Origin of the sequence: Burkholderia sp. SRS-W-2-2016, assembly GCF_001931485.1 — a bacterium.
GTDB lineage: Bacteria > Pseudomonadota > Gammaproteobacteria > Burkholderiales > Burkholderiaceae > Paraburkholderia.
The window spans coordinates 37,383-59,402 of record NZ_MSDV01000020.1; the positions used below are offsets into that span (position 1 = coordinate 37,383).

Below are 22,020 nucleotides of genomic sequence, written 5' to 3' on the forward strand. Positions count from 1 at the left end.
AGGGCGACGGTCTATTCGGGAATACCAGAAAGCATCATCTGTCCATGCTATAATGTTGGGTTCCCAAAAGTGCGCTTTGGGCTGGTCGTGGTTTCGGGTTGGTGATGGTTGAACTTTCGGGTTGAACCTCCGGCCGGTATCAGCAGGCGGCAGCAAGCGGCGCACTCCAACTGTCTTCAGGTTTCCTATGACCCGCGCCCTACGCAATATCGCCATCATTGCTCACGTCGACCACGGCAAGACCACGCTCGTCGACCAGCTCCTCCGCCAGACCGCCACGTTCCGCGACAACCAGCAGGTTGCCGAGCGCGTGATGGATTCGAACGACATCGAAAAAGAGCGCGGCATCACGATCCTGTCGAAGAACTGCGCGGTCGAGTACGAAGGCACACACATCAATATCGTCGACACGCCGGGACACGCGGACTTCGGCGGTGAAGTGGAGCGCGTGCTGTCGATGGTCGACTCGGTGCTGCTGCTGGTCGATGCGGTCGAAGGCCCGATGCCGCAAACGCGTTTCGTGACCAAGAAGGCGCTCGCGCTCGGTCTGAAGCCGATCGTCGTCGTCAACAAGGTTGACCGTCCGGGCGCGCGGGTGGACTGGGTTATCAACCAGACCTTCGATCTGTTCGACAAGCTGGGCGCGAACGACGAACAGCTCGACTTCCCGATCGTCTACGCATCGGGTCTGAACGGCTACGCCGGCATGACGGCCGACGTGCGCGACGGCGACATGCGTCCGCTGTTCGAAGCTATCCTGAAGCACGTGCCGGTGCGTCCGGCCGATCCGGAAGCGCCGCTGCAGCTGCAGATCACCTCGCTCGACTACTCGTCGTACGTCGGCCGTATCGGTATTGGCCGTATCACCCGCGGTCGCATCAAGCCGGGTATGCAGGTCGTGGTGCGCTCGGGTCCCGAGGGCGAAATCATCAACCGCAAGATCAACCAGGTGCTGTCGTTCAAGGGTCTCGATCGCGTCCAGGTCGATTCGGCCGAAGCGGGCGACATCGTGCTGATCAACGGTATCGAAGAGATCGGCATTGGCGTGACGATCTGCTCGCCGGAACAGCCGGAAGCGCTGCCGATGATCACCGTCGACGAACCGACGCTGACGATGAACTTCCTCGTCAACTCGTCGCCGCTCGCCGGCCGTGAAGGCAAGTTCGTGACGAGCCGCCAGATCCGCGACCGTCTGACGAAGGAACTGAACCACAACGTCGCGCTGCGCGTGAAAGACACCGGCGACGAAACGACTTTCGAAGTGTCGGGCCGCGGCGAGCTGCACCTGACCATTCTGGTCGAAAACATGCGCCGTGAAGGCTACGAGCTGGCCGTGTCGCGTCCGCGCGTCGTGATGACCGAAATCGACGGCGTCACGCACGAGCCGTTCGAAAACCTGACCGTCGACATGGAAGACGGCCACCAGGGCGGCGTGATGGAAGAGCTGGGCCGCCGCAAGGGCGAACTGCTCGACATGACGTCGGACGGCCGCGGCCGTACCCGTCTCGAGTACCGTATTTCGGCGCGCGGTCTGATCGGCTTCCAGTCGGAATTCCTGACGCTCACGCGCGGCACGGGTCTGATGAGCCACACGTTCGACTCGTACCAGCCGGCCAAGGACGGCGCGGTCGGCGAGCGTCGTAACGGCGTGCTGATTTCGCAGGACGACGGCGCTGCTGTCGCCTACGCGCTGTGGAAGCTGCAGGATCGCGGCCGTATGTTCGTGTCGCCGGGCGACGCGCTGTACGAAGGCATGATCATCGGCATTCACAGCCGCGATAATGACCTCGTCGTGAACCCGATCAAGGGTAAGCAGCTGACCAACGTGCGTGCGTCGGGTACCGACGAAGCCGTGCGTCTGGTGCCGCCGATCCAGTTGTCGCTCGAATACGCGGTCGAATTCATCGACGACGACGAACTGGTCGAAGTCACGCCGCAATCGATCCGTCTGCGCAAGCGTCACCTGAAGGAACACGAGCGCCGTAGCGCGAGCCGTAACAAGGCTGCGAGCGAGTAAGCGCGCTGCGCTATTTCAGGTAGAAGCAGTTGAACGAAAGCCACCCTCGGGTGGCTTTTGTGTTTCTGGCGCATTCAATCTCGCGATCCGCGTGTTGTTGGGTCGCGACCACGCAAACGCTTTCCCATCACTTCCCGCAGAACACTGTTTCACGCCGTGAAGAGATCCCCGGTAAGTGCTGAAAACCCCGTGATGACGGGGCTTTGCGGCTACGCTGTTCGCTATCTGGGCTATTCGTTCTGTGCTATGCTCCCGGGTGCAAAGTTTTAGGTCCTTCCAAGCAAGACTTGATTCGCGCAATCCGCTAAACGGTCAGGCCGTGTCGCGGAAGGTTCTGTAACCCGCTATTTCTCGAGAAGCTCGAAGAAAGGTGAGCGTAAAAATGATGAAGCAATTCCAGTCGAACTCTTATCTGTTCGGCGGCAATGCTCCGTACGTTGAAGAAATGTACGAAGCGTATCTCGATAATCCGGCGTCAGTGCCCGAGACCTGGCGCAGCTATTTCGATGCGTTGCAGAACGTGCCCGCATCGGATGGCAGCAATGCCAACGACGTGGCCCACGGCCCGATCGTCGAATCGTTTGCCCAGCGCGCCAAGGCCAATGCCTTCCTGCCGCGTGCAACGGCCGGCGGCGAAGACCTCGCTACCGCCCGCAAACAGGTTTACGTCCAGTCCCTCATCGGCGCATATCGCTTCCTCGGCTCGCAATGGGCCAACCTCGATCCTCTGAAGCGCCGCGAACGTCCCGCGATCCCCGAACTTGAACCCGCGTTCTACGACTTCACCGAAGCCGATATGGACCAGGAGTTCAGCGCCACGAATCTGTACTTCGGGTTCGAGCGCGGCACGCTGCGCGACATCGTCAAGGCACTGCGCGACACGTACTGCGGCACGATCGGCGCCGAGTACATGTACATCAGCGATCCGGAGCAGAAGCGCTGGTGGAAGGAACGCCTCGAATCGATCCGTTCGACGCCGAACTTCAGCAACGACAAGAAGAAGCACATCCTGAACCGCCTGACGGCCGCCGAAGGCCTCGAGCGTTTCCTGCACACCAAGTACGTCGGCCAGAAGCGCTTCTCGCTCGAAGGCGGCGAGAGCTTCATCGCGTCGATGGACGAAGTGGTCCGCCACGCTGGCGCCAACGGCGTCCAGGAAATCGTCATCGGCATGGCCCACCGCGGCCGTCTGAACGTGCTGGTCAATACGCTCGGCAAGATGCCGGCCGACCTGTTCGCCGAATTCGAAGGCAAGCACGTCGACGATCTGCCGGCTGGCGACGTGAAGTACCACAAGGGCTTCTCGTCGGACGTCGCAACGGAAGGCGGCCCGGTTCACCTGTCGCTCGCGTTCAACCCGTCGCACCTCGAAATCGTCAACCCGGTGGTCGAAGGTTCCGCGAAGGCGCGGATGGACCGTCGCGGCGACGAGTCCGGCGTGCAGGTTCTGCCGGTGCAGATCCACGGCGACGCGGCTTTCGCTGGCCAGGGCGTCGTGATGGAAACGCTGAACCTCGCGCAAACGCGCGGTTACGGCACGCACGGCACGCTGCACATCGTCATCAACAACCAGATCGGCTTCACGACGTCGGACCCGCGCGACTCGCGCTCCACGTTGTACTGCTCGGACGTCGTCAAGATGATCGAAGCGCCGGTGCTGCACGTGAACGGTGACGATCCTGAAGCGGTCGTGCTGGCTACCCAGCTCGCAATCGACTTCCGGATGCAGTTCCATAAGGACGTCGTCGTCGACATCGTCTGCTTCCGTAAGCTGGGTCACAACGAGCAGGACACCCCGGCGGTCACGCAGCCGCTGATGTACAAGACGATCGCCAAGCACCCGGGCACGCGCGCGCTGTACGCTGAAAAGCTGGTGCAGCAGGGCGTGATCACCGCGGAAGAAGGCGACGAATTCGTCAAGGCCTACCGCAAGGCGATGGACGAAGGCCATCACACGGTCGACCCGGTGCTCTCGAACTACAAGAGCAAGTACGCGGTGGACTGGGTGCCGTTCCTGAATCGCAAGTGGACCGACGCAGCCGACACGGCTGTGCCGCTCGCGGAACTGAAGCGCCTCGCCGAACGCATCACCACGATCCCGGAAAGCTTCAAGGTTCACCCGCTCGTCGAGCGCGTGATCAACGACCGTCGCGCGATGGGCCGCGGCGACGCGAAGCTCGACTGGGGCATGGGCGAACACCTCGCGTTCGCATCGCTGGTCGCATCGGGCTACGCAGTGCGCCTGACCGGTCAGGATTCGGGCCGCGGCACGTTCACGCACCGTCACGCGGTGCTGCACGACCAGAACCGCGAACGCTGGAACGACGGCACCTACGTGCCGCTGCAGAACATCGCCGAAGGTCAGGCGAAGTTCACGGTGATCGACTCGGTGCTGTCGGAAGAAGCAGTGCTCGGCTTCGAATACGGTTACTCGACCGCTGAACCGAACACGTTCGTTGCATGGGAAGCGCAGTTCGGCGACTTCGTGAACGGCGCGCAAGTCGTGATCGACCAGTTCATCTCGTCGGGCGAAGTGAAGTGGGGCCGCGTGTCGGGCCTGACCATGTTGCTGCCGCACGGCTACGAAGGCCAGGGTCCGGAGCACTCGTCGGCGCGTATCGAGCGTTTCCTGCAACTGTGCGCAGACCACAACATGCAGGTCGTTCAGCCGACCACCCCGGCGCAGATCTTCCACCTGCTGCGTCGCCAGATGATCCGCCTGTTCCGCAAGCCGCTGATCGTCGCTACGCCGAAGTCGCTGCTGCGTCACAAGGAAGCCGTGTCGGATCTGTCCGAACTCGCGAAGGGTTCGTTCCAGCCGGTGCTCGGCGAGACCGACGAGTCGATCGACGCGAAGAAGGTCAAGCGCGTGATCGCCTGCTCGGGCCGCGTGTACTACGACCTGGTTGCGCATCGCCGCGAAGCGAAGGCCAACGACGTCGCGATCATCCGTATCGAGCAGCTCTATCCGTTCGCGCACAAGCAGTTCGAAGCAGAACTGAAGAAGTACGACAACGCGACGGAAGTGGTGTGGGTGCAGGACGAGCCGCAGAATCAGGGCCCGTGGTTCTACATCGAACACCACCTGAAGGAAGGCATGAAGGAAGGGCAGAAGCTGGCATACAGCGGCCGTCCGGCTTCGGCTTCGCCGGCAGTGGGCTACTACGCGAAGCACTACGAGCAGCAGAAGGCGCTGATCGAAGGCGCTTTCGGCCGCCTCAAGAGCGCGTCGATCGCTAAATAAGGAAACAGACGAACCGGGAAAGCGCTGAGCGCTTTCCCGCGCCGCGCTCAAGGACCAACGAAGGTACAGGCGCGGCGCCAATGGTTCGCAGGCGGTCGTGAACAAGCGCCGTCACCCGATACGTATTCAGGATACTCATAATGGCTATTGTTGAAGTCAAGGTTCCCCAGCTGTCCGAGTCGGTCTCGGAAGCCACGATGCTGCAGTGGAAGAAGAAGCCCGGCGAGGCTGTCGCTCAGGACGAAATCCTCATCGAAATCGAGACCGACAAGGTCGTGCTCGAAGTGCCGGCACCGTCGGCAGGCGTGCTCGCGCAAGTCATCTCGAACGACGGCGACACCGTCGTCGCCGACCAGGTGATCGCGAAGATTGACACCGAAGGCAAGGCTGGCGCCGCTGCTGTCGAAGCCGAAGTGAAGCCGGCTCCGGTTGCCGCCGCTGCTGCCGCACCGGCCGCTCAGGCTGCTGTCGCAACGGGCTCGAACACCGCTGCTTCGCCGGCTGCCGGCAAGCTGATGGCCGAGAAGGGTCTGGGCGCTGGCGACGTCGCCGGCACGGGCCGCGACGGCCGCATCACCAAGGGCGACGTGCTGACCGCCGGCGCTCCGGCTGCCAAGGCTGCACCGGCACCGGCTGCCGCACCGAAGGCTGCGAAGCCGTCGCTGCCGGACGTCAAGGCACCGGCATCGGCCGACCAGTGGCTGAAGGACCGTCCGGAACAGCGCGTGCCGATGTCGCGTCTGCGTGCGCGTATCGCCGAGCGTCTGCTCGAGTCGCAGCAAACCAACGCGATCCTGACCACGTTCAACGAAGTGAACATGGCTCCGGTGATGGACCTGCGCAACAAGTACAAGGACAAGTTCGAGAAGGAACATGGCGTGAAGCTCGGCTTCATGTCGTTCTTCGTGAAGGCGGCCGTGCACGCGCTGAAGAAGTTCCCGCTGGTGAACGCGTCGATCGACGGTAACGACATCGTTTATCACGGCTACTTCGACATCGGTATCGCGGTCGGTTCGCCGCGTGGTCTGGTGGTGCCGATCCTGCGCAACGCGGATCAGCTGAGCCTCGCCGACATCGAGAAGAAGATCGCCGAATTCGGCCAGAAGGCCAAGGACGGCAAGCTGTCGATCGAAGAAATGACCGGCGGTACGTTCTCGATCTCGAACGGCGGCGTGTTCGGCTCGATGCTGTCGACCCCGATCATCAACCCGCCGCAGTCGGCAATTCTCGGCGTGCACGCCACCAAGGAACGCGCTGTGGTCGAAAACGGCCAGATCGTGATCCGCCCGATGAACTACCTCGCGCTGTCGTACGACCACCGCATCATCGACGGCCGCGAAGCAGTGCTGTCGCTGGTCGCAATGAAGGACGCGCTGGAAGATCCGGCACGCCTGCTGCTCGACCTGTAAGCGCACGTTCCAAAGTGGCGCCGGCCGGCCATCGCTTGCCGGCGTCATCCGCAGTAAGTCTTCAAGCATTCAGCAGTACCGGAACGGCGCGCGCCACCTCGAGTGGCCCGGCGCCGTTCCGCCATCAAAGGGATTGTCATGTCCAAAGAATTTGACGTCGTCGTGATCGGCGCCGGCCCTGGCGGTTATATCGCCGCCATCCGCGCAGCGCAGCTCGGCAAGACCGTCGCATGTATCGAAAAGTGGAAGAACCCGGCCGGCGCGCTGAAGCTCGGCGGCACCTGCCTGAACGTCGGTTGCATTCCGTCGAAGGCGCTGCTCGCGTCGTCGGAAGAATTTGAAAACGCGTCGCACCACCTCGCTGACCACGGCATCACCGTGGGCGACGTGTCGGTCGATATCTCGAAAATGCTGGCCCGCAAGGACGGCATCGTCGAGAAGATGACCAAGGGCATCGAATTCCTGTTCCGCAAGAACAAGATCACGTGGCTCAAGGGCCATGGCAAGTTCACCGGCCGCACCGACGCCGGCGTGCAGATCGAAGTCAGCGGCGAAGGCGAAACCGAAGTCGTCAGCGCGAAGAACGTGATCATCGCGACGGGTTCGAAGGCGCGTCATCTTCCGGGCATGCCGGTCGACAACAAGCTGATCGCCGACAACGAAGGCGCACTGAGCTTCGACACCGTACCGAAGAAGCTCGCCGTGATCGGCGCGGGCGTGATCGGTCTGGAACTCGGCTCGGTGTGGCGCCGCCTCGGCGCGGACGTGACCGTGCTCGAAGCGCTGCCGGAATTCCTCGGCGCGGCTGACCAGGCGCTGGCGAAGGAAGCGGCCAAGCAGTTCAAGAAGCAGGGTCTGGACATCCACGTCGGCGTGAAGGTCGGCGAAGTGAAGACCAGCGCGAACGGCGTGTCGATCGCTTACACGGACAAGGACGGCAACGCGCAGACGCTCGACGCCGACCGCCTGATCGTGTCGGTCGGCCGCGTGCCGAACACCGACAACCTCGGCCTCGAATCGATCGGCCTGAAGGCCAACGAGCGTGGCTTCATCGACGTCGATGACCACTGCGCGACGTCGGTGCCGAACGTGTACGCGATCGGCGACGTGGTGCGTGGCCCGATGCTCGCGCACAAGGCCGAAGACGAAGGCGTGCTGGTTGCCGAAGTGATCGACGGTCAGAAGCCGCACATCGACTACAACTGCGTGCCGTGGGTGATCTACACCGAACCGGAAATCGCGTGGGTCGGCAAGACCGAGCAGCAGCTGAAGGCCGAAGGCCGCGAGATCAAGACCGGCCAGTTCCCGTTCATGGCGAACGGCCGCGCGCTCGGCATCGCGAAGGCGGACGGTTTCGTCAAGATGATCGCTGACGCGAAGACCGACGAACTGCTCGGCGTGCACATCATCTCGGCGAACGCATCGGACCTGATCGCGGAAGCCGTGGTGGCGATGGAGTTCAAGGCGGCGTCGGAAGACATCGGCCGCATTTGCCATCCGCACCCGTCGTTGTCGGAAGTCATGCGCGAAGCGGCACTCGCCGTCGACAAGCGCGCGCTGAACATGTAATCGCGCACGCCTGACTGAACGCAACCTTGGCATCACCAAAGGCGGGCGGGGTTCACTCCCTCCCGCCTTTCTTTTTGCAGCAAGCAATACGATGAACGTCACCGAATACTACGAAAAAGAACTGCAGACGCGGGGTTATCAATCCGATCCGGCACAGCGCGCGGCGGTCGACCGTCTGCAGCGGTGCTATGAAGAGTGGGTCGAATACAAGTCGCGCCGCTCGAACGCGTTCAAGAAACTGATCAACCATCCGGACCAGCCGCGCGGCGTCTACATGTGGGGCGGGGTGGGCCGCGGCAAGAGCTTCCTGATGGACAGCTTCTACATGATCGTGCCGGTGCAGCGTAAAACGCGGCTGCATTTCCACGAATTCATGCGCGAAGTGCATCGCGAGCTGGAAGAGTTGAAAGGCCAGGCGGACCCGCTCGACGAACTCGCGCGCCGCATCTCGAAGCGCTACCGGTTGATCTGTTTCGACGAATTCCACGTGTCGGACATTGCCGACGCGATGATCCTGTACCGCCTGCTCGACAAGCTGTTCGAGAACGGCGTGCAGTTCGTGTTGACCTCCAACTACGCACCGGACACGCTGTACCCGGACGGTCTGCATCGCGACCGCATGTTGCCGGCGATCGAGCTGATCAAGCAGAAGCTCGACGTGATCAACGTCGATGCGGGCATCGACTACCGGCGCCGCACGCTGGCCCAGGTCGAGGTCTATCACACGCCGCTCGACGCCGCCGCCGGCAAGGCGCTGCGCGCCGCATTCTCGCAGCTCGCCGCGGTGCCCGACGAGAGCCCGATCCTGCATATCGAAAAGCGCGAGCTGAAGGCGCTGCGTCGCGCGGACGGCGTCGTCTGGTTCGATTTCGCGACGCTGTGCGGCGGCCCGCGCTCGCAGAACGACTACCTCGAACTGGCGAGCCGTTTTCATGCGGTGATCCTGTCGGACGTGCCGCAGATGTCGGTGCGGATGGCCTCCGAAGCGCGCCGCTTCACGTGGCTGATCGACGTGTTCTACGACCACAAGGTCAAGCTGCTGATGTCGGCCGCGGTGCCGCCGGAGCAGTTGTATCTCGACGGTCCGATGGCCAACGAATTCACCCGCACGGTGTCGCGCATCGTCGAGATGCAGTCGAAGGAATATCTCGACGCGCCGCGCCGGATCGTCGATACGTCGCTGACCTGACGCGTCCTGGGCGGATCCGTCGCACTCCAGGCGGGGCGGCGTCCGCGCGGAGGCGCTCCCGGTTGGTGTACCTGGTTGCCCAAAAAGGCATTCCAGGAATCAGAATGGTCTGATGGCCTGCGCGTGGATGACTGGCTATCTTTTGTCGTAGTTCTGACAAAGGAGTAACCATGAATCCGTACCGCGAGATGACCGAAGAGCAATGGCTGAGCGTCGAGCCGTTGCTGCCCGAACTGCGGCCGCGCAGAGACATGCGCGGCCGGCCGCTGGCCGACACCCGCGCGGTGCTCAATGGCGTGCTGTGGGTGATGCACAGCGGCGCGAGCTGGTCGTCGATGCCGCGCCGTTACCCTTCATATCAAACCTGTCATCGCCGCTTCAAGGCATGGCGCGACGCCGGCGTGCTCAGGCGTGTGATCGAAGAACTGCTGGGCGGCGCGAGCGCGGATCTGTGCGATTTGATGGATGCCCGCATGCGCACGCGGGTGCCCGCGCGGCCGAAGCGCAAAGTCCGCGTTCGTCCGCCGGTGCCGTTTCAGGTGGAGTCCGCGCCGCTGCAGGTCGAGTCCGCGGTGCGCAAGCCGGCCAGCGCCGCGCTTCAACCGGGCGCGCCGTTCGTTCATGCGGGCTCGATCCGGCAGGCGGCTTAGGGTGGTTTTTTGCGCGGGGCGCCTGCGCAGATCTTTCACGCACGCTATGCCACCAAAGAAAACGGCCGCGCGATCATGATCGCCGGCCGTTTTTCATGTTGCCCGGTTTCGTTTGCGGGAAGCGCTCGCTTCAGCGCAAGCTCTTTGGCAAGCGCGCGAATCCAGCCAACGCTTGCCGCGCCCGTCGCACGTTACTGCTGACGGACCCACGTCTGCGAGCGGCCGAGCAGCGCCACGCCGATATAGCCGCGCACCACCAGCTTGTTGCCCGCGTCTTCGAGATGCATCTTGCACTTATAGAGCTTGCCGTTTTCCGGGTCGAGAATCTGCCCGTGGTCCCACGCGTCGCCATCCTTCTTCATGTTGTCGATGATGGTCATGCCGAGAATCGGTTGATCCTTGCGTGAGTCGGTGCATTCGGTGCAGCGGCGATCCGGTCGATCGTTCGGGCTCAGCCCCTTGATGACCTTGCCGCTCAGTTCGCCGTTGCCGTCCTGTGTGATCTGCACGAGCGCTTTCGGCTGGCCGGTGTGATCGTCGATTGTTTGCCAGGTGCCGACCGGCGACGTGGTTTGCGCGAGCGCGCCGACCGCGCTCGCGAGCAGCGCGCCGGCGAGTGCCGCGTGGCGGACGGTGCGCAGCGCGACTGTGCGAGCGTGTTGAGTGAATTGCGTCATTGCCTTCCTCCTTGATGAAAGACGCGCGATCGTGGTCGCGCGGCGTTATGGGCATCGCGGAAGGACGTTGCGGGCGTGGCCTCGCGCGATGCGGGACGATGCGCGCGGCGGGCCGCATACATCGTCAGCGAGAATACGCGAAACTCCCGGTGCCGTTTGATAGTGGAACTTCTAATCTGCACGCGGCACGCCGACGCACGCATCGATTGACTGCGCGCTCAATTCAACTGATACGAGAACGTCGCGTTGATGCGCGGACTGCGCGACGCACTTTCGACCGGCGCGTCGCCGACCGCCTTCGCGACCGACAGATCGAGGCTGTAGTAGCGCGCATCCGAAATGCGGAAGCCGAACGCGATCGATGACATGTGCGACGGCGAAGGCGTGCCCGCATGCAGATACACGCGCGCCATGTCGAACGACACGTACGGCGTGAACGAGCGCAGATACGTGAAGCCGAGCGCGATCGGCCGGTTGACTTCGAACATTGCGCCCCAGCCCGAATCGCCCGATGCCTCGCCGGGCTGATAGCCCTGCGCGAAACGCTGCGCGCCGAACGAGATCTGTTCGGAGGTCGGCAGCGAGACCGCGCTGTACTGGCCGGTCAGCGAAATCGACGTGCCGATCTTCAGCGGCCATTCGTTGCTCTGCGAGAAGCTCGCGCCGGTGCGCACGAAAGTCAGCGACGCCGGGTTCGTGATCACCGTGCCCGGCACGTTCGAGTCGCCGGCCTTCGACGCGCCGAGAATATCGAACGCCTTCGCGACATTGACACTCGCGCGCCGCACCTGGCCCGGATCGACCGCGGTGTAGTCGGCCTGCAACTGCATCACCCGCACCTGCGAGCGCAGGCCGATCTGCGCGCCCGTCTGCGTGTTGTGATAACGATCCTCGTTGTGCGACGCATAGACCGACGCGGTGCCGAACAGACTGCGCGAATCGCTGAGGATCAGTGGATAGGACAGCGAACCGCCGAGCTTGTCGTTGATCACCGTGCGCTCCACATAGGAGGGCAGGCCCGGGTTGTCGGTCGGATTGCCGCGATAGTGCGACGCATCGATATTGCCGGTCAGGCCCTTGCTGCCGATCGGCACGCCCGCATGCGCGGCGAGATAGGTGACGTTGTCGCGGCCCTTCGGCAGCAGCGCCGAGATGCTTAACTGTTCGCCGAGCGCGGTCAGTCCGTTGGACGTCGCGGTCAGCAGACCTTGCACGCCGGGCTGATTGAAGTTCACGCCCGCGCTGAAGTTGAACGGCTTGCGCTCGACGGCCAGTTCGAGCGTGGTCGCGCCGTCGGTGTTCTGCGGCGACGGCACGTTGGCGGTGACCTTGATGCCCGGAATCAGCCCGAGCACATGGATGAAGCGTTCGAAGGTTTCGCGCCGCAGCGGCCGGTCGGCGACGATGTGCTCGGAGATCGCGCGGATCTTGTCTTCGACCGGCCCCGGATTGCCGGTGATCTTCACCGCCGACACATAGCCTTCCACCACGGTCACGCGCACCACGCCGCCTTCGAAGGTCTGCGCGGGAATGAAGGCCATCGACAGCGCGTAGCCGCGCTCCTGGTACAGCTTCGTCACGCCGTTCGCGACTTCGATCAGCTGGCCGATCGTGACGTCCTTGCCGACGAGCGGCGTGAAGCGTTGCGCGACTTCGTCGAACGGAATCGACTTCACGCCCTCGACCTGTACGCGCGACGGCGTCAGATGGCGGGCCAGCAGTTCCTGCAATTGGGGCGCTTGCGGCGCGACCTGCACGGTCACGTTCGGACCGCGGTCGGGGGCTTTGACCTGCGGCAGCGAATCGAGCGGATTGCCGCCGACCACCGCGCCGGCGGGGCGGCTTTGCGCGTGGGCTTGCATCTGCGTCGCGCCGGCCGCGAGTGCCGCGAGCGCGAGGGTCCAACTGCTCCAGTGAAGCCGGTTACTGCGATACCCGAATGTCATCGGACTTCCCTCGTATGCTGTTCTTGTTTTGCGGGTCGCGCCGCCTGGCCGGGCGGGTCGCGCTCGCTTATGTCACGCTCGCCGCGGACTCGCGGCGCTTGCATCTGCGTGCATCTGTTTGCATCTATAACGTCACCCCGGCGGCCAGCTTGAGCCGTGCATCGCCGCGCGACATGCGTTCGAGAACCACACCACCCGATGCGCGCCCGCGTCGCGGCGCGCGCATCGTCCAACTCTTCCAGCGCTTACTTATGGCTGACCGGCAACAGGCTGCCAAGCAGTGTCGTCACGCCGCTGGCCGCATTGCCCGAGCTGCCGGACGTGCTCGACGCCGATGAACTGCTCGAGCCGCTCAACGTGCCCAGCGAGCCGGTCACCGTCGTCACCGTGGTGGTCAGCTGACCGACCAGCGACGTCACCGGCGCGAGCGCCGAGCTGCTGGCGCTATTACCCGAGCCGCTGTTGCTCAACCCGCTGAGCGTGCCCGTCAACGTCGTCAGCGGATTCGACGTGCTGCCGCTGCCGCCGAGCGTCGAGGTCAGCGAAGCGAGCGGCGTGCCGCTCAACGTGGTCGTCAATGTGGTCGTCAACGAAGCGAGTGGGGTGCCGCTTGCCGTCGAGCTGAGCGTCGCGAGCGGCGAGCCGCCGAGCAGCGTGGTCAGCGAACCGAGCGGATCGTTGCCGAGCCCGAGACCCGCGAGCGAGCCCTGCAGCGCGCTCAGCGGATTGACGTTCGACGACGTGCCGCTCGCGACCGCCACATTGGTGCTGCCGACGAGGCTCGTCAGCAGACCGGCAACCGGATACGCGCCGTTCGGGCCGTTCGGATTCACGAGGCCGCCGGCATTGGTCACCGTGTTGCCGAGCGAGCTGACCAGCATGCCGACATCGTTGCCGAGCGCGTTACCGGTCGCCGAGCCGACCTTCGCGCCCGCCGTATCCAGCGCGCCGCCGACCTGTGCGAGCACGCCGCTGAGCGGGACGCCGAGGCCGGTCTGGGTGCCGACCGTCTGCGTGATCAGGCCCGCGCTGGTGACGAGCGGCGTGATCGCGGTGCTGAGCGGTTGGGTGACCTGCTGCACGGTCGATGAATCGAGCACGTTGCCAAGCGTCGCGCCGCCCGCGTTCAGCGTGGTGGCGGCCGTCGCCAGCGTGCTCGCGAGCGGGGTGGTGAGCGGCGCCAACGCCGACAACTGGCCGCTGCCGAGTCCGTCGACCGCGTTGCTCACGCCTTGCACGACGCCGCTGGTCGAGCTGACCACCGAGCCGAGGCCGGCCACCGTGGTGCCGACCGGGTTAGCGGTGCTGCCGGTCTGGCCCAGGCCGTTGCTGACCGCGTCGGCGAGTGCGTTCAGCGTGGTGCCGGTGTTCGACACCGCATCGCCGAGCCCCTCGGTGACCTTCGAGCTGACGCCGGGAATGCTTTGCGACGCGATCGTATTGCCGAGATCGCTGGTGGTTTGCGCGGCGGCGGTCGCGAGACCGTTGGTGCCTTGCGCGCCGGTCGTGCTGGTCGTGGTGGCGGTGCCCGCGCCGCTGCCGCTGCCGGTGCTCGACGCGCTCGGCGGCGCGCTGACGGTGCTGCCGCCGCACGCGGACAGCAGGCTCGCGACCGCGACGGCGATCAGCGGCGCACGCAGCGACGACACGGTCGCGCACGCGCTCTGGAGAGAAAAGAGACGTTGAGTGGACATGGTGCTCCTCCGTGTTGTTTGGGCTTATTGGCTGCGGCTGTTGCGGTGCGCCGCGTGATGCCGATGCGGGCGGCGCGGCGCTCTCACGTTCGCGTGAGCTCGCCGCGCGCGTCGCGCAGAGCGCTTACTTCTTCGTCAGACCGCCGAGCAGGCCGCCGACCAGCGACGTCACCGGCGCGAGCGCGTTGCTCGCGGTGCCCTTGGTCGAGGTCGTCGACAGCGCGGTGGTGGTGGCCGCGGTTGTGGTCGTCGCGGCGCTGGTCGTTGCCGCGCTGGTGGTGGTGGCGGCAGTCGTCGCCACGTTGCCCAGCGTGCTGGTGACGCTGGTCAGCAGACCGGTCACCGGGGCAAGCGGGCTGCTCGTGCCGCCGGTCGCGCTGCTGAGGGTGGTCGTCACCGTCGACAGCAGGCCGGTGACCGGAGCGAGCGGGCTGCTGCTGGAGCTGCCGGTCGTCGAAGCGGTGCCGCCGGTCGCGCTGCCGACGCTACCCGTCACGCTCGACAGCAGGCTCGTCACCGGTGCGAGCGCGCTGCTCGCGCCGGTGCTGCCGGTGCTGCCGGTCGCGCCGCTGAGCGTGCCGGTCACGCTCGACAGCAGCGTCGTCACCGGGGCCAGCGGGCTGCTCGCGCCGGTGCTGCCGGTGCTGCCGGTCGCGCCGCTCAGCGTGCCGGTCAGGCTGGTCAGCGTGCCGCCGAGCGAGCTCAAGGAGCCGCTGCTGGTGCCGCTGGACAGGCCGCTCGTCAGACCGCCGAGCGCGCTCGTTACCGCGCTGAGCGGATTGCTGCTGTTGCCGGTCACGAGGCCGCCGACCGACGCGACCACGGTGCCGGTATCGCTGACGGTCTTGCCGAGCGCGGTCGTGATCGGGTTGTTGCCGGTCGACGCGACCGTGACGCCGGCCTTGTTCAGGCCGCTGCCGAGCGTCGCGAGCAGCGAGTTGACCGGCGCGCCGAGCCCCGTGACGTTGCCGACCGTCTGGGTGGTCGACGACACCACCGAGGTGATCGGCGTGATCGCGGTGCTGAGGGTTTGCGTGACCTGTTCGACCGGACCGGTCGACAGCACGTTGGTGAGCACGCCGCCGCCGTTCGCGACCGTCTGGCCGAGCGTGCTGACCGCGTTGCCGAGCGGCGTCGTGACAGCGGACAAAGGCGCCAGCGCGCCGCTGCCGAGACTCGTCACGAGCGTGCCGGTGTCGCTGACTGCGTTGCCGACATTGCCGACCGCGCCGCCGACGCTGGCGACCGTGGTACCGACCGCGTTGCCGTTGGTGCCGAGCTGGCCGAGCCCTTGCGATACGCCGTTGCCGAGCGTCGACACCGCGGCGCCGACGTCCTGCACGACGCTGCCGGCGGCCTGGGTGGTCTGCGAGCTGAGGCCCGGCAGCGTTTGCGACGCGATCACCGTACCGACGCTGGAGACCGTGGAACCGACATCGCTGACCACGCCGCCGCCGTTATCGGCGACCGTGCCCAGCGCATTCTTCGCCGTCGACGTATTCGTGCTCGTGCTGGTGTCGGTGCCCGTGCCCGACGTGCTCGAATCGGTGCTGCTCGAGGTGGTCGTGGTGGTCGTGGTGGTCGTCGCGCCGGAGCCGCCCGAGCCCGCCGAACCGCTGCCGGTGGTCGACAACGTGCCGCCGGCCGAGCCGCTGCCGCTGCTGCCGGTGCCCGTGCTGAGGCTGCCGGAGCCGCCGCACGCGCCCAGTGACAGCATCGCGGCGACGCTCGCCGCGATCAGGGTTGCCCGAATAGTCGTGTTGGTCGTTTGAATGTTCATGTCGCCCTCGTATCGCATGGTTTGTTGGGTGTTGCTGCGGGCCAATCTCTGCACGAGCCGTGCCATTTCTCACGGGCGACGTCGAGATTTTTTGCGGCGCTGCGCGCAAAGCGTTATCGGGCAAGGCCCGGCGGGATTTCCGAAAACACGGCGCGGTGCGCGGCGACGACGGAAAGAGCGCTGTGTTTATGCGTTTGTGTGGGCTGCGTAACGTAACGAGCCGTGCGCGCCGTTACGGCGCGGCGCGTAACGCGCTCGAGCGGGAGAGGCCCGCGTGCTTGAAACGTGCTGTTGAAACAGTTAATTAGTGCACCGAATCTAACTTATGGTTAGCCCTATGTGGTCTGGCGCACGGACTGCCGTTACTCTGGTAGAGACAAAAAACAGACAGAGTTCCGGCAACGAGGCAACGGACAATTGCTTAAAAATGTTTGTTCGGCTATAAATCCGGCAAGCATCAAACAATTGATGTGGGAGGTGCGTTATCGAACAGACAGCTCTAATACATCTGTTTTAGCCAAAGGCGGCTGCAGGGTGGAGCGACTTCGACGCAATCGGCAGGACCGGAAATGAGAGAAGTACGGTCCATGAAGCCGGTAGAGTTCGAGCGTACAGGCAGCACGAAACAACGAATAAAGAAGTTCCGAGGGTACAAAATGAAAAAGTTCACACAGCGCTTCCTGAGAGATAACAAGGGCGTGACGGCCATCGAATACGGGCTGATCGCGGGGTTGATCGTGCTGGTCATCGCGGGAGCGGTGACTACGCTGGGTACAAACCTCACCACGGTATTCGACAACCTTTCGAACAAGATCACCGGCACCACTCCGGCGTCCTAAAGGGCAATCCATAAGCGTCTCACAAGGCATTCGGCGTAATCGCTCCGAATGCCTTGCCTGCGCTTTGCCGAATAGCGGTATTGATTAATGCGAATTGAATAATTAATTCGCATGGCACTGCTTCGCCTGTCGAGTTCGAAATGAGCGTCTCTTTGGGAATGGTTTTATTTATCGCCTGGGCTGTAGTCGTTGCAATAAGCGACTGCCGCGCGAGGCGTATTCCCAATTCAATTGTGATTGCGGGATTAGCGGCGGCATTCGGCTGCGCGTTATTCGCGGGCAATCCATTTCACACTACCTTCATTCAGTCGGTAATCGGCGCGGTGGTCGGTTTGCTCGCGCTGTTGCCGTTCTTCGCATTCGGTCTGATGGGCGCCGCGGACGTCAAGGTTTTCGCGGTGCTCGGCGCATGGTGCGGAATGCACGCGCTGCCCGGACTGTGGATGGCCGCGAGTCTCGCAGCCGGCGTGCACGCGTTGTGGCTGCTGATCGTCACGCGTACCCGGCTTGCGAGCCTCGGCCGCGCCGGTGCGGGCGGGCGGGGCGGCGCGACCTTCGAACTGGCGGGCCGCGCGTCGACACCGTATGGAGCCTGTCTGACGGTCGCGGCGACGCTCTGGCTGGTACTGCAAACGACCGGCGGGAGAGTGTGATGAACGCTCGCAACAGACAGCGCGCACCGCGCACGCTCAGTCGCCGCGCACGGACCCAGCGCGGGATGGCGGCGATCGAATTCGCGCTGGTGTTCCCGCTGTTCTTCGTGATCCTCTACGCGATCGTCACGTACAGCCTGATCCTCGTCGCGCAGCAGAACCTGACGCTCGCCGCGTCCGAGGGCGCGCGCGCCGCGTTGAACTGGCAGAGCAATTCGTCGATGAGCGATGCGCTCACCAGGCGCGCAAGCGCGGCATGCGACGCCGCGAAACTGGTCGCGGCCACGCTCGTGCAGTCGATGCATTGCACGACCACCACGACGAGCTGCGGCCCGGGCAACGCGATGCAATGCATCAGCGTGTCGCTGAGCTTCGACTACAGCGCGACTCCGCTCGTGCCGACCTTGCCCGGCTTCGGTATCGCTCTGCCGAACAAGCTGTACGGCAACGCCACCGTCCAACTCAATCCGGAGAACATCCAGTGATGCATGCGCCGGCCTTCCTCGTTGCGACCGCACGTGTGCCAGCACGCGCGCGGCGCAACGCTTCGCGCGGGGTATCGCGCGGGGTTCCTTTCAACCGACGCGGTTTTTCGCACGACCTGTCATGCCGAATCTGACCAAAATTCTTGCCGGTGTCCTGATCGCGATCGCGCTGCTGCTCGGTCTGTTCGCGTGGTCGCTGTCGCGCCGTCCGGCGCCGGTCGCGGCCGCGCCGGTGGCCGAGGCGAGCTTCCCGGTGGTGGTCGCGACCCGCACGCTGCCGGGCGGCAAGCCGATCACCGTCGACGCGCTGCGCGTGCAGAAGCTGCCGATCAATCCGAACGGCGCGTTCACCGATCCTTCGCAACTGCTCGGCCGCGTGCCGAACGCCGACATCGGCCCCGACTCGCCGGTGCTCGAAGCGCAACTGTCGTCGGGTCTGGCCGAGCGTATCGAGCCGGGCGAGCGCGCGTTGTCGGTGCGCGTCGACGAAGGCAATGCGGTCGGCAACCGGCTGCGCCCGGGCAATTTCGTCGACGTGTTCTTCACGCTGAAACGCGACGGCAATCCCGGCAGCGGCGCCGAGATCGACCGGACCCAGGCGCGGCTGCTGCTGTCGAAAGTGCGCGTGCTCGCATTCGGCGGCGCGACCACCACCAGCGACGCCGGCGGCGATCCGAACGGGCTGGTGCGCACCGCGGTGCTGGCGGTGCCGGTCGCCGACGTCGACCGTCTGACGCTCGCCGAGAGTTCGGGCCGGCTGGTCCTCGCACTGCGTAATCCGAAGGATCCCGAAGTATTGGATCAGGACTCGCTGCCGGCCTATCCGGCGGTGCTGAAGACTGCCGCGCGAGCGGGCGCCGAGCCGCTGCCGGATTCGACCCGCGCGGCGGCCGGCGTCGCGCTCGACGCATTGTCGGGAGTCGGCAACGGCGCCGCGCGGCCGGCGGCGCCGCGCGCGCCGACAGCGGCACCGATGGCGCCGACCCGCGTCGCGGGCAATACGGGCGGCGCGAAAGGCGGTATCGAAGTGATACGGGGTGGGCGAGCCGAAACGGTCGCCTGGTAAGCAGTTTCAGGGAGCGGGCGGCCAGTCGCGTCCATAACTACATGACAAAACGGATTTTTGCTTTGAGGAAGGCTGCGTGGCTCGGGCTGGCGTTGCTGGGCGTGTCGGCGGCGACCGACGCGGCCGGGCCGGCGCAGCGGACGGCGGCCACGCGCGCGTCGCAAACCCAACCGCAGACCAGCGAGTCCGCTGCGGCGGCGTATAACCCGGCGTCGCAGAACGTCGAGCTGACGGTCGGCGCGCAGCGTCAGCTCGCGGTCGGCCATGCGTTGCAGCGGGTCGCGATCGGCGACCCGAACGTGGCCGACGTGCTGATCGTCAAGGGCGACAAGCGCGGCGGCGTGCTGCTGGTCGGCAAGGCGGCCGGCACCACCAGCCTGATGGTGTGGACCCGCGATCGCGAGCTGCCGCTGAACTACACGGTCAACGTGATCACCCCGGCAGCCGCTTCGCTGCTCGGCGCCGATACGCCGAGCGTCAAGGTGCTCGGCAGCACCGCGCTGGTGTCCGGCTCGACCGCGACGATGGAATCGCACCAGCGCGCGGTGGTCGCCGCGCAAGGCGCGCTCGGCAAGGACGGCACCGTGTTCGACACGTCGACGGTCGCGAACCGCGCGGTCGTGCAGGTCGACGTGCGGGTGGTCGAGTTCAGCCGCTCGGTGCTCAAGGAAGTCGGCTTCAACTTCTCGAAGAACAACAACGGCTTCACGTTCGGTTCGTTCGCGCCGTCGTCGTTGACTTCGGTGACGGGCGGCGGCACCCCGGCGCTCGACGTGACCAGCACGACGCCGATCTCGTCGGCCTTCAACCTGATCTTCAACTCGGCCTCGCGCGGGCTGTTCGCGAACCTGAGCCTGCTGGAAGGCAACAACCTCGCGCGCGTGCTGGCCGAGCCGACGCTGGTCGCGCTGTCGGGGCAAAGCGCGAGCTTCCTCGCCGGCGGCGAAGTGCCGGTGCCGGTGCCGCAGGCGCTCGGCGAGACCTCGATCGAATACAAGTCGTACGGGATCGGGCTGACCGTCACGCCGACCGTGCTGAGCCCGCAGCGGATCGCGCTGAAGGTCGCGCCGGAGGCGAGCCAGCTCGACTTCACGCACGCGGTGACGATCAGCAGCGTGTCGGTGCCGGCGTTCATCACGCGGCGCGCCGACACCACGGTCGAACTCGGCGACGGCGAGAGCTTCGTGATCGGCGGGCTGATCGATCGCGAGACCGCGTCGAACGTGTCGAAGGTGCCGCTGCTCGGCGACCTGCCGGTACTCGGCGCGTTCTTCAAGCAGATGAGCTATCAGCAGAACGAACGGGAACTCGTGATCATCGTGACGCCGCACCTGGTGTCGCCGCTCGCGAAAGGCGCGAGCCTGCCGACGACGCCGGGCGAGCAGTCCGAGCAGCGCAACGCGCCGGTGTGGCGTTCGCTGATCGGCGGCTTCGCGGCGCCGCGCGACGCGGTGCCGGGATTCTCGAAATGACGCCGGTACGCGCGGCAGGCCGCGCGCGCACCGGCACGCAGTACGACGCGGCGGCCTCGCAGCCGATGCCGCAAGAGGATGTTCAACATGAACGCGAGAACGTATTCGTTGACTGAACGGGCGATCACCGACCATTTCGTGTTCGCGTCGCTTGCCGACGAACACGTGCATTGGCTCTCCAATACGCTCGTCAACGCGGGCATGGTCGAGGCCGCGACGCTCGATCCGACGCTGCTGCTCCAGCGCATTGCGACGCTCAATCCGTCGCTGGTGTTCGTCGACTTTTCGTGCGGCCGCGGCGCGGCGGCGAGCGCGGCCGCGAGCGCGGTGCGCGCGAATCATCCGGCGCTGCAGATCGTCGCGCTCGGCTCGCTGGCCGAGCCCGAGAGCGCGCTGGCCGCGCTGCGCGCCGGGGTGCGCGACTTCATCGACCTGTCGGGGCCGCCCGAGGACGCGCTGCGGATCGCGCGCCAGGTGCTCGACAACCTCGTCGAGCCGGTCAGCCGCCACGGCAAGGTGACCGCGCTGCTCGGCGCGCGCGTCGGCATGGGTGTGAGCACGCTGGCCGCGAATCTGGGCGTGCTGATGCAGCGGCGCGACGTCGCCCAGGGGCGCCAGGCCGCGCTGCTCGATCTCGGCCTGCCGGCCGGCGACGGCTCGCTGCTGCTGAACACCCGCAGCGAATTCAATTTCGTCGAGGCGGTGCGCAATCTGCGCCGCTTCGATCAGACCTTCGTGCATACCGCGCTGTCGCATCACGCGAGCGGTCTCGCGCTGACCACGTTGCCGCCGAATCTGGCCGACATGCGCGAGGTGTCGTACTCGTCGTCGATCGGTTTGCTGACCCGGCTGCGCGCGTTCTTCGACCAGCAGCTGATCGACCTCGGCGGTTTCAGCAACAGCGAATTCATCGCGCACGTGGTGCAGGCGGCCGACGAAACCTGGCTGCTGTGCGACCAGGGCGTCGCCTCGATCGTGTCGGCGGTCAGCGTGCTCGACGCGCTGCGCGAAGAGGGCGTCGATATCGCGGGCGTGCGTCTGATCGTCAACAAGTTCGATGCCGATCTCGGGCTCGCCGCCGCGCAGATCGCGCAGCGTCTCGAGGTGCCGTTGCTCGCGACGCTGCCCGAGCGGCGCATCCCGCTCGGCCAGGCGGTCAACCAGGGGCATCTGCTGGTCGACGTCGCGCCGCGCGATCCGTACGTGCGCGCGCTCGAACCGCTGATCGAACGGCTCGGCGGCGCGCAGGCGGCGGCCGGCCACGCTCGCGGCAAGTCGCCGCTCGGTGCGCTCAAGCGCCTCATTCCCACTACTCCCAAGCGGTCCTAAC

Annotated in this window: 16 protein-coding genes; 12 read left to right on the plus strand and 4 right to left on the minus strand. The window is 65.3% G+C overall.

Annotated elements, in window-relative coordinates; all coding sequences use genetic code 11:
* Positions 1-187 precede the first annotated feature (187 nt).
* The 6 genes from typA (at position 188) to BTH42_RS08780 (ending at position 10,078) form a co-directional block, all read left to right on the plus strand.
* Positions 188-2,017 (plus strand): translational GTPase TypA, encoded by a 1,830-nt coding sequence (gene typA / locus BTH42_RS08755; RefSeq protein ID WP_075297962.1) that lies wholly within the window; start codon positions 188-190, stop codon positions 2,015-2,017.
* A 382-nt stretch (positions 2,018-2,399) separates the two neighbouring features.
* Positions 2,400-5,261 carry a 2-oxoglutarate dehydrogenase E1 component gene (locus BTH42_RS08760; protein ID WP_075297964.1) on the plus strand — a complete coding sequence of 954 codons (2,862 nt, stop codon included), beginning with the start codon at positions 2,400-2,402 and terminating at the stop codon, positions 5,259-5,261.
* Positions 5,262-5,401: 140 nt separating this feature from the next.
* Positions 5,402-6,670 carry a 2-oxoglutarate dehydrogenase complex dihydrolipoyllysine-residue succinyltransferase gene (gene odhB, locus BTH42_RS08765; protein WP_075297966.1) on the plus strand — a complete coding sequence of 423 codons (1,269 nt, stop codon included), beginning with the start codon at positions 5,402-5,404 and terminating at the stop codon, positions 6,668-6,670.
* 138 nt (positions 6,671-6,808) lie between these two features.
* Complete coding sequence (gene lpdA, locus BTH42_RS08770) at positions 6,809-8,239, plus strand: dihydrolipoyl dehydrogenase (protein WP_075297968.1); 1,431 nt, start codon at positions 6,809-6,811, stop codon at positions 8,237-8,239.
* 91 nt (positions 8,240-8,330) lie between these two features.
* The gene (zapE, locus tag BTH42_RS08775; RefSeq protein WP_075297970.1) at positions 8,331-9,428 is read left to right on the plus strand and encodes a cell division protein ZapE; all 1,098 of its coding nucleotides are present in this window, start codon (positions 8,331-8,333) and stop codon (positions 9,426-9,428) included.
* A 170-nt stretch (positions 9,429-9,598) separates the two neighbouring features.
* Entirely contained in the window at positions 9,599-10,078 is a 480-nt protein-coding gene (locus BTH42_RS08780; RefSeq protein WP_075297972.1) for a transposase, read from the plus strand.
* A 191-nt stretch (positions 10,079-10,269) separates the two neighbouring features.
* Here BTH42_RS08780 and BTH42_RS08785 read toward each other — a convergent pair whose 3' ends face one another.
* The 4 genes from BTH42_RS08785 to BTH42_RS08800 all read right to left on the minus strand — a co-directional run bounded on the left by BTH42_RS08785 (position 10,270) and on the right by BTH42_RS08800 (position 16,175).
* Complete coding sequence (locus BTH42_RS08785) at positions 10,270-10,755, minus strand: DUF2147 domain-containing protein (RefSeq protein ID WP_075297974.1); 486 nt, start codon at positions 10,753-10,755, stop codon at positions 10,270-10,272.
* 218 nt (positions 10,756-10,973) lie between these two features.
* The gene (locus tag BTH42_RS08790; protein ID WP_075297976.1) at positions 10,974-12,701 is read right to left on the minus strand and encodes a ShlB/FhaC/HecB family hemolysin secretion/activation protein; all 1,728 of its coding nucleotides are present in this window, start codon (positions 12,699-12,701) and stop codon (positions 10,974-10,976) included.
* 245 nt (positions 12,702-12,946) lie between these two features.
* Complete coding sequence (locus tag BTH42_RS08795) at positions 12,947-14,395, minus strand: collagen-like triple helix repeat-containing protein (RefSeq protein ID WP_075297978.1); 1,449 nt, start codon at positions 14,393-14,395, stop codon at positions 12,947-12,949.
* 124 nt (positions 14,396-14,519) lie between these two features.
* Positions 14,520-16,175: a collagen-like triple helix repeat-containing protein gene (locus tag BTH42_RS08800; RefSeq protein WP_075297980.1), complete on the minus strand. Its 1,656-nt coding sequence runs from the start codon at positions 16,173-16,175 to the stop codon at positions 14,520-14,522.
* A gap of 656 nt (positions 16,176-16,831) precedes the next feature.
* Here BTH42_RS08800 and BTH42_RS08805 point away from each other — a divergent pair.
* From BTH42_RS08805 to BTH42_RS08830, 6 genes are all read left to right on the plus strand, one after another.
* Positions 16,832-17,014 (plus strand): Flp family type IVb pilin, encoded by a 183-nt coding sequence (locus BTH42_RS08805; protein WP_075298075.1) that lies wholly within the window; start codon positions 16,832-16,834, stop codon positions 17,012-17,014.
* A 140-nt stretch (positions 17,015-17,154) separates the two neighbouring features.
* Positions 17,155-17,667: a prepilin peptidase gene (locus tag BTH42_RS08810; RefSeq protein WP_075297982.1), complete on the plus strand. Its 513-nt coding sequence runs from the start codon at positions 17,155-17,157 to the stop codon at positions 17,665-17,667.
* Positions 17,667-18,152, plus strand: a complete 486-nt coding sequence (locus BTH42_RS08815) for a TadE/TadG family type IV pilus assembly protein (RefSeq protein ID WP_075297994.1) — start codon at positions 17,667-17,669, stop codon at positions 18,150-18,152. Before BTH42_RS08810 ends, BTH42_RS08815 begins: the two co-directional genes overlap by 1 nt.
* 121 nt (positions 18,153-18,273) lie before the next feature.
* Positions 18,274-19,218 (plus strand): Flp pilus assembly protein CpaB, encoded by a 945-nt coding sequence (gene cpaB, locus BTH42_RS08820; RefSeq protein ID WP_075297996.1) that lies wholly within the window; start codon positions 18,274-18,276, stop codon positions 19,216-19,218.
* 41 nt (positions 19,219-19,259) lie between these two features.
* A complete protein-coding gene (locus BTH42_RS08825) occupies positions 19,260-20,690 on the plus strand; it encodes a type II and III secretion system protein family protein (RefSeq protein ID WP_083654706.1) in 1,431 nt (476 codons plus the stop codon).
* 87 nt (positions 20,691-20,777) lie between these two features.
* The gene (locus BTH42_RS08830; protein WP_075298079.1) at positions 20,778-22,019 is read left to right on the plus strand and encodes a fimbrial protein; all 1,242 of its coding nucleotides are present in this window, start codon (positions 20,778-20,780) and stop codon (positions 22,017-22,019) included.
* Position 22,020 lies beyond the last annotated feature (1 nt).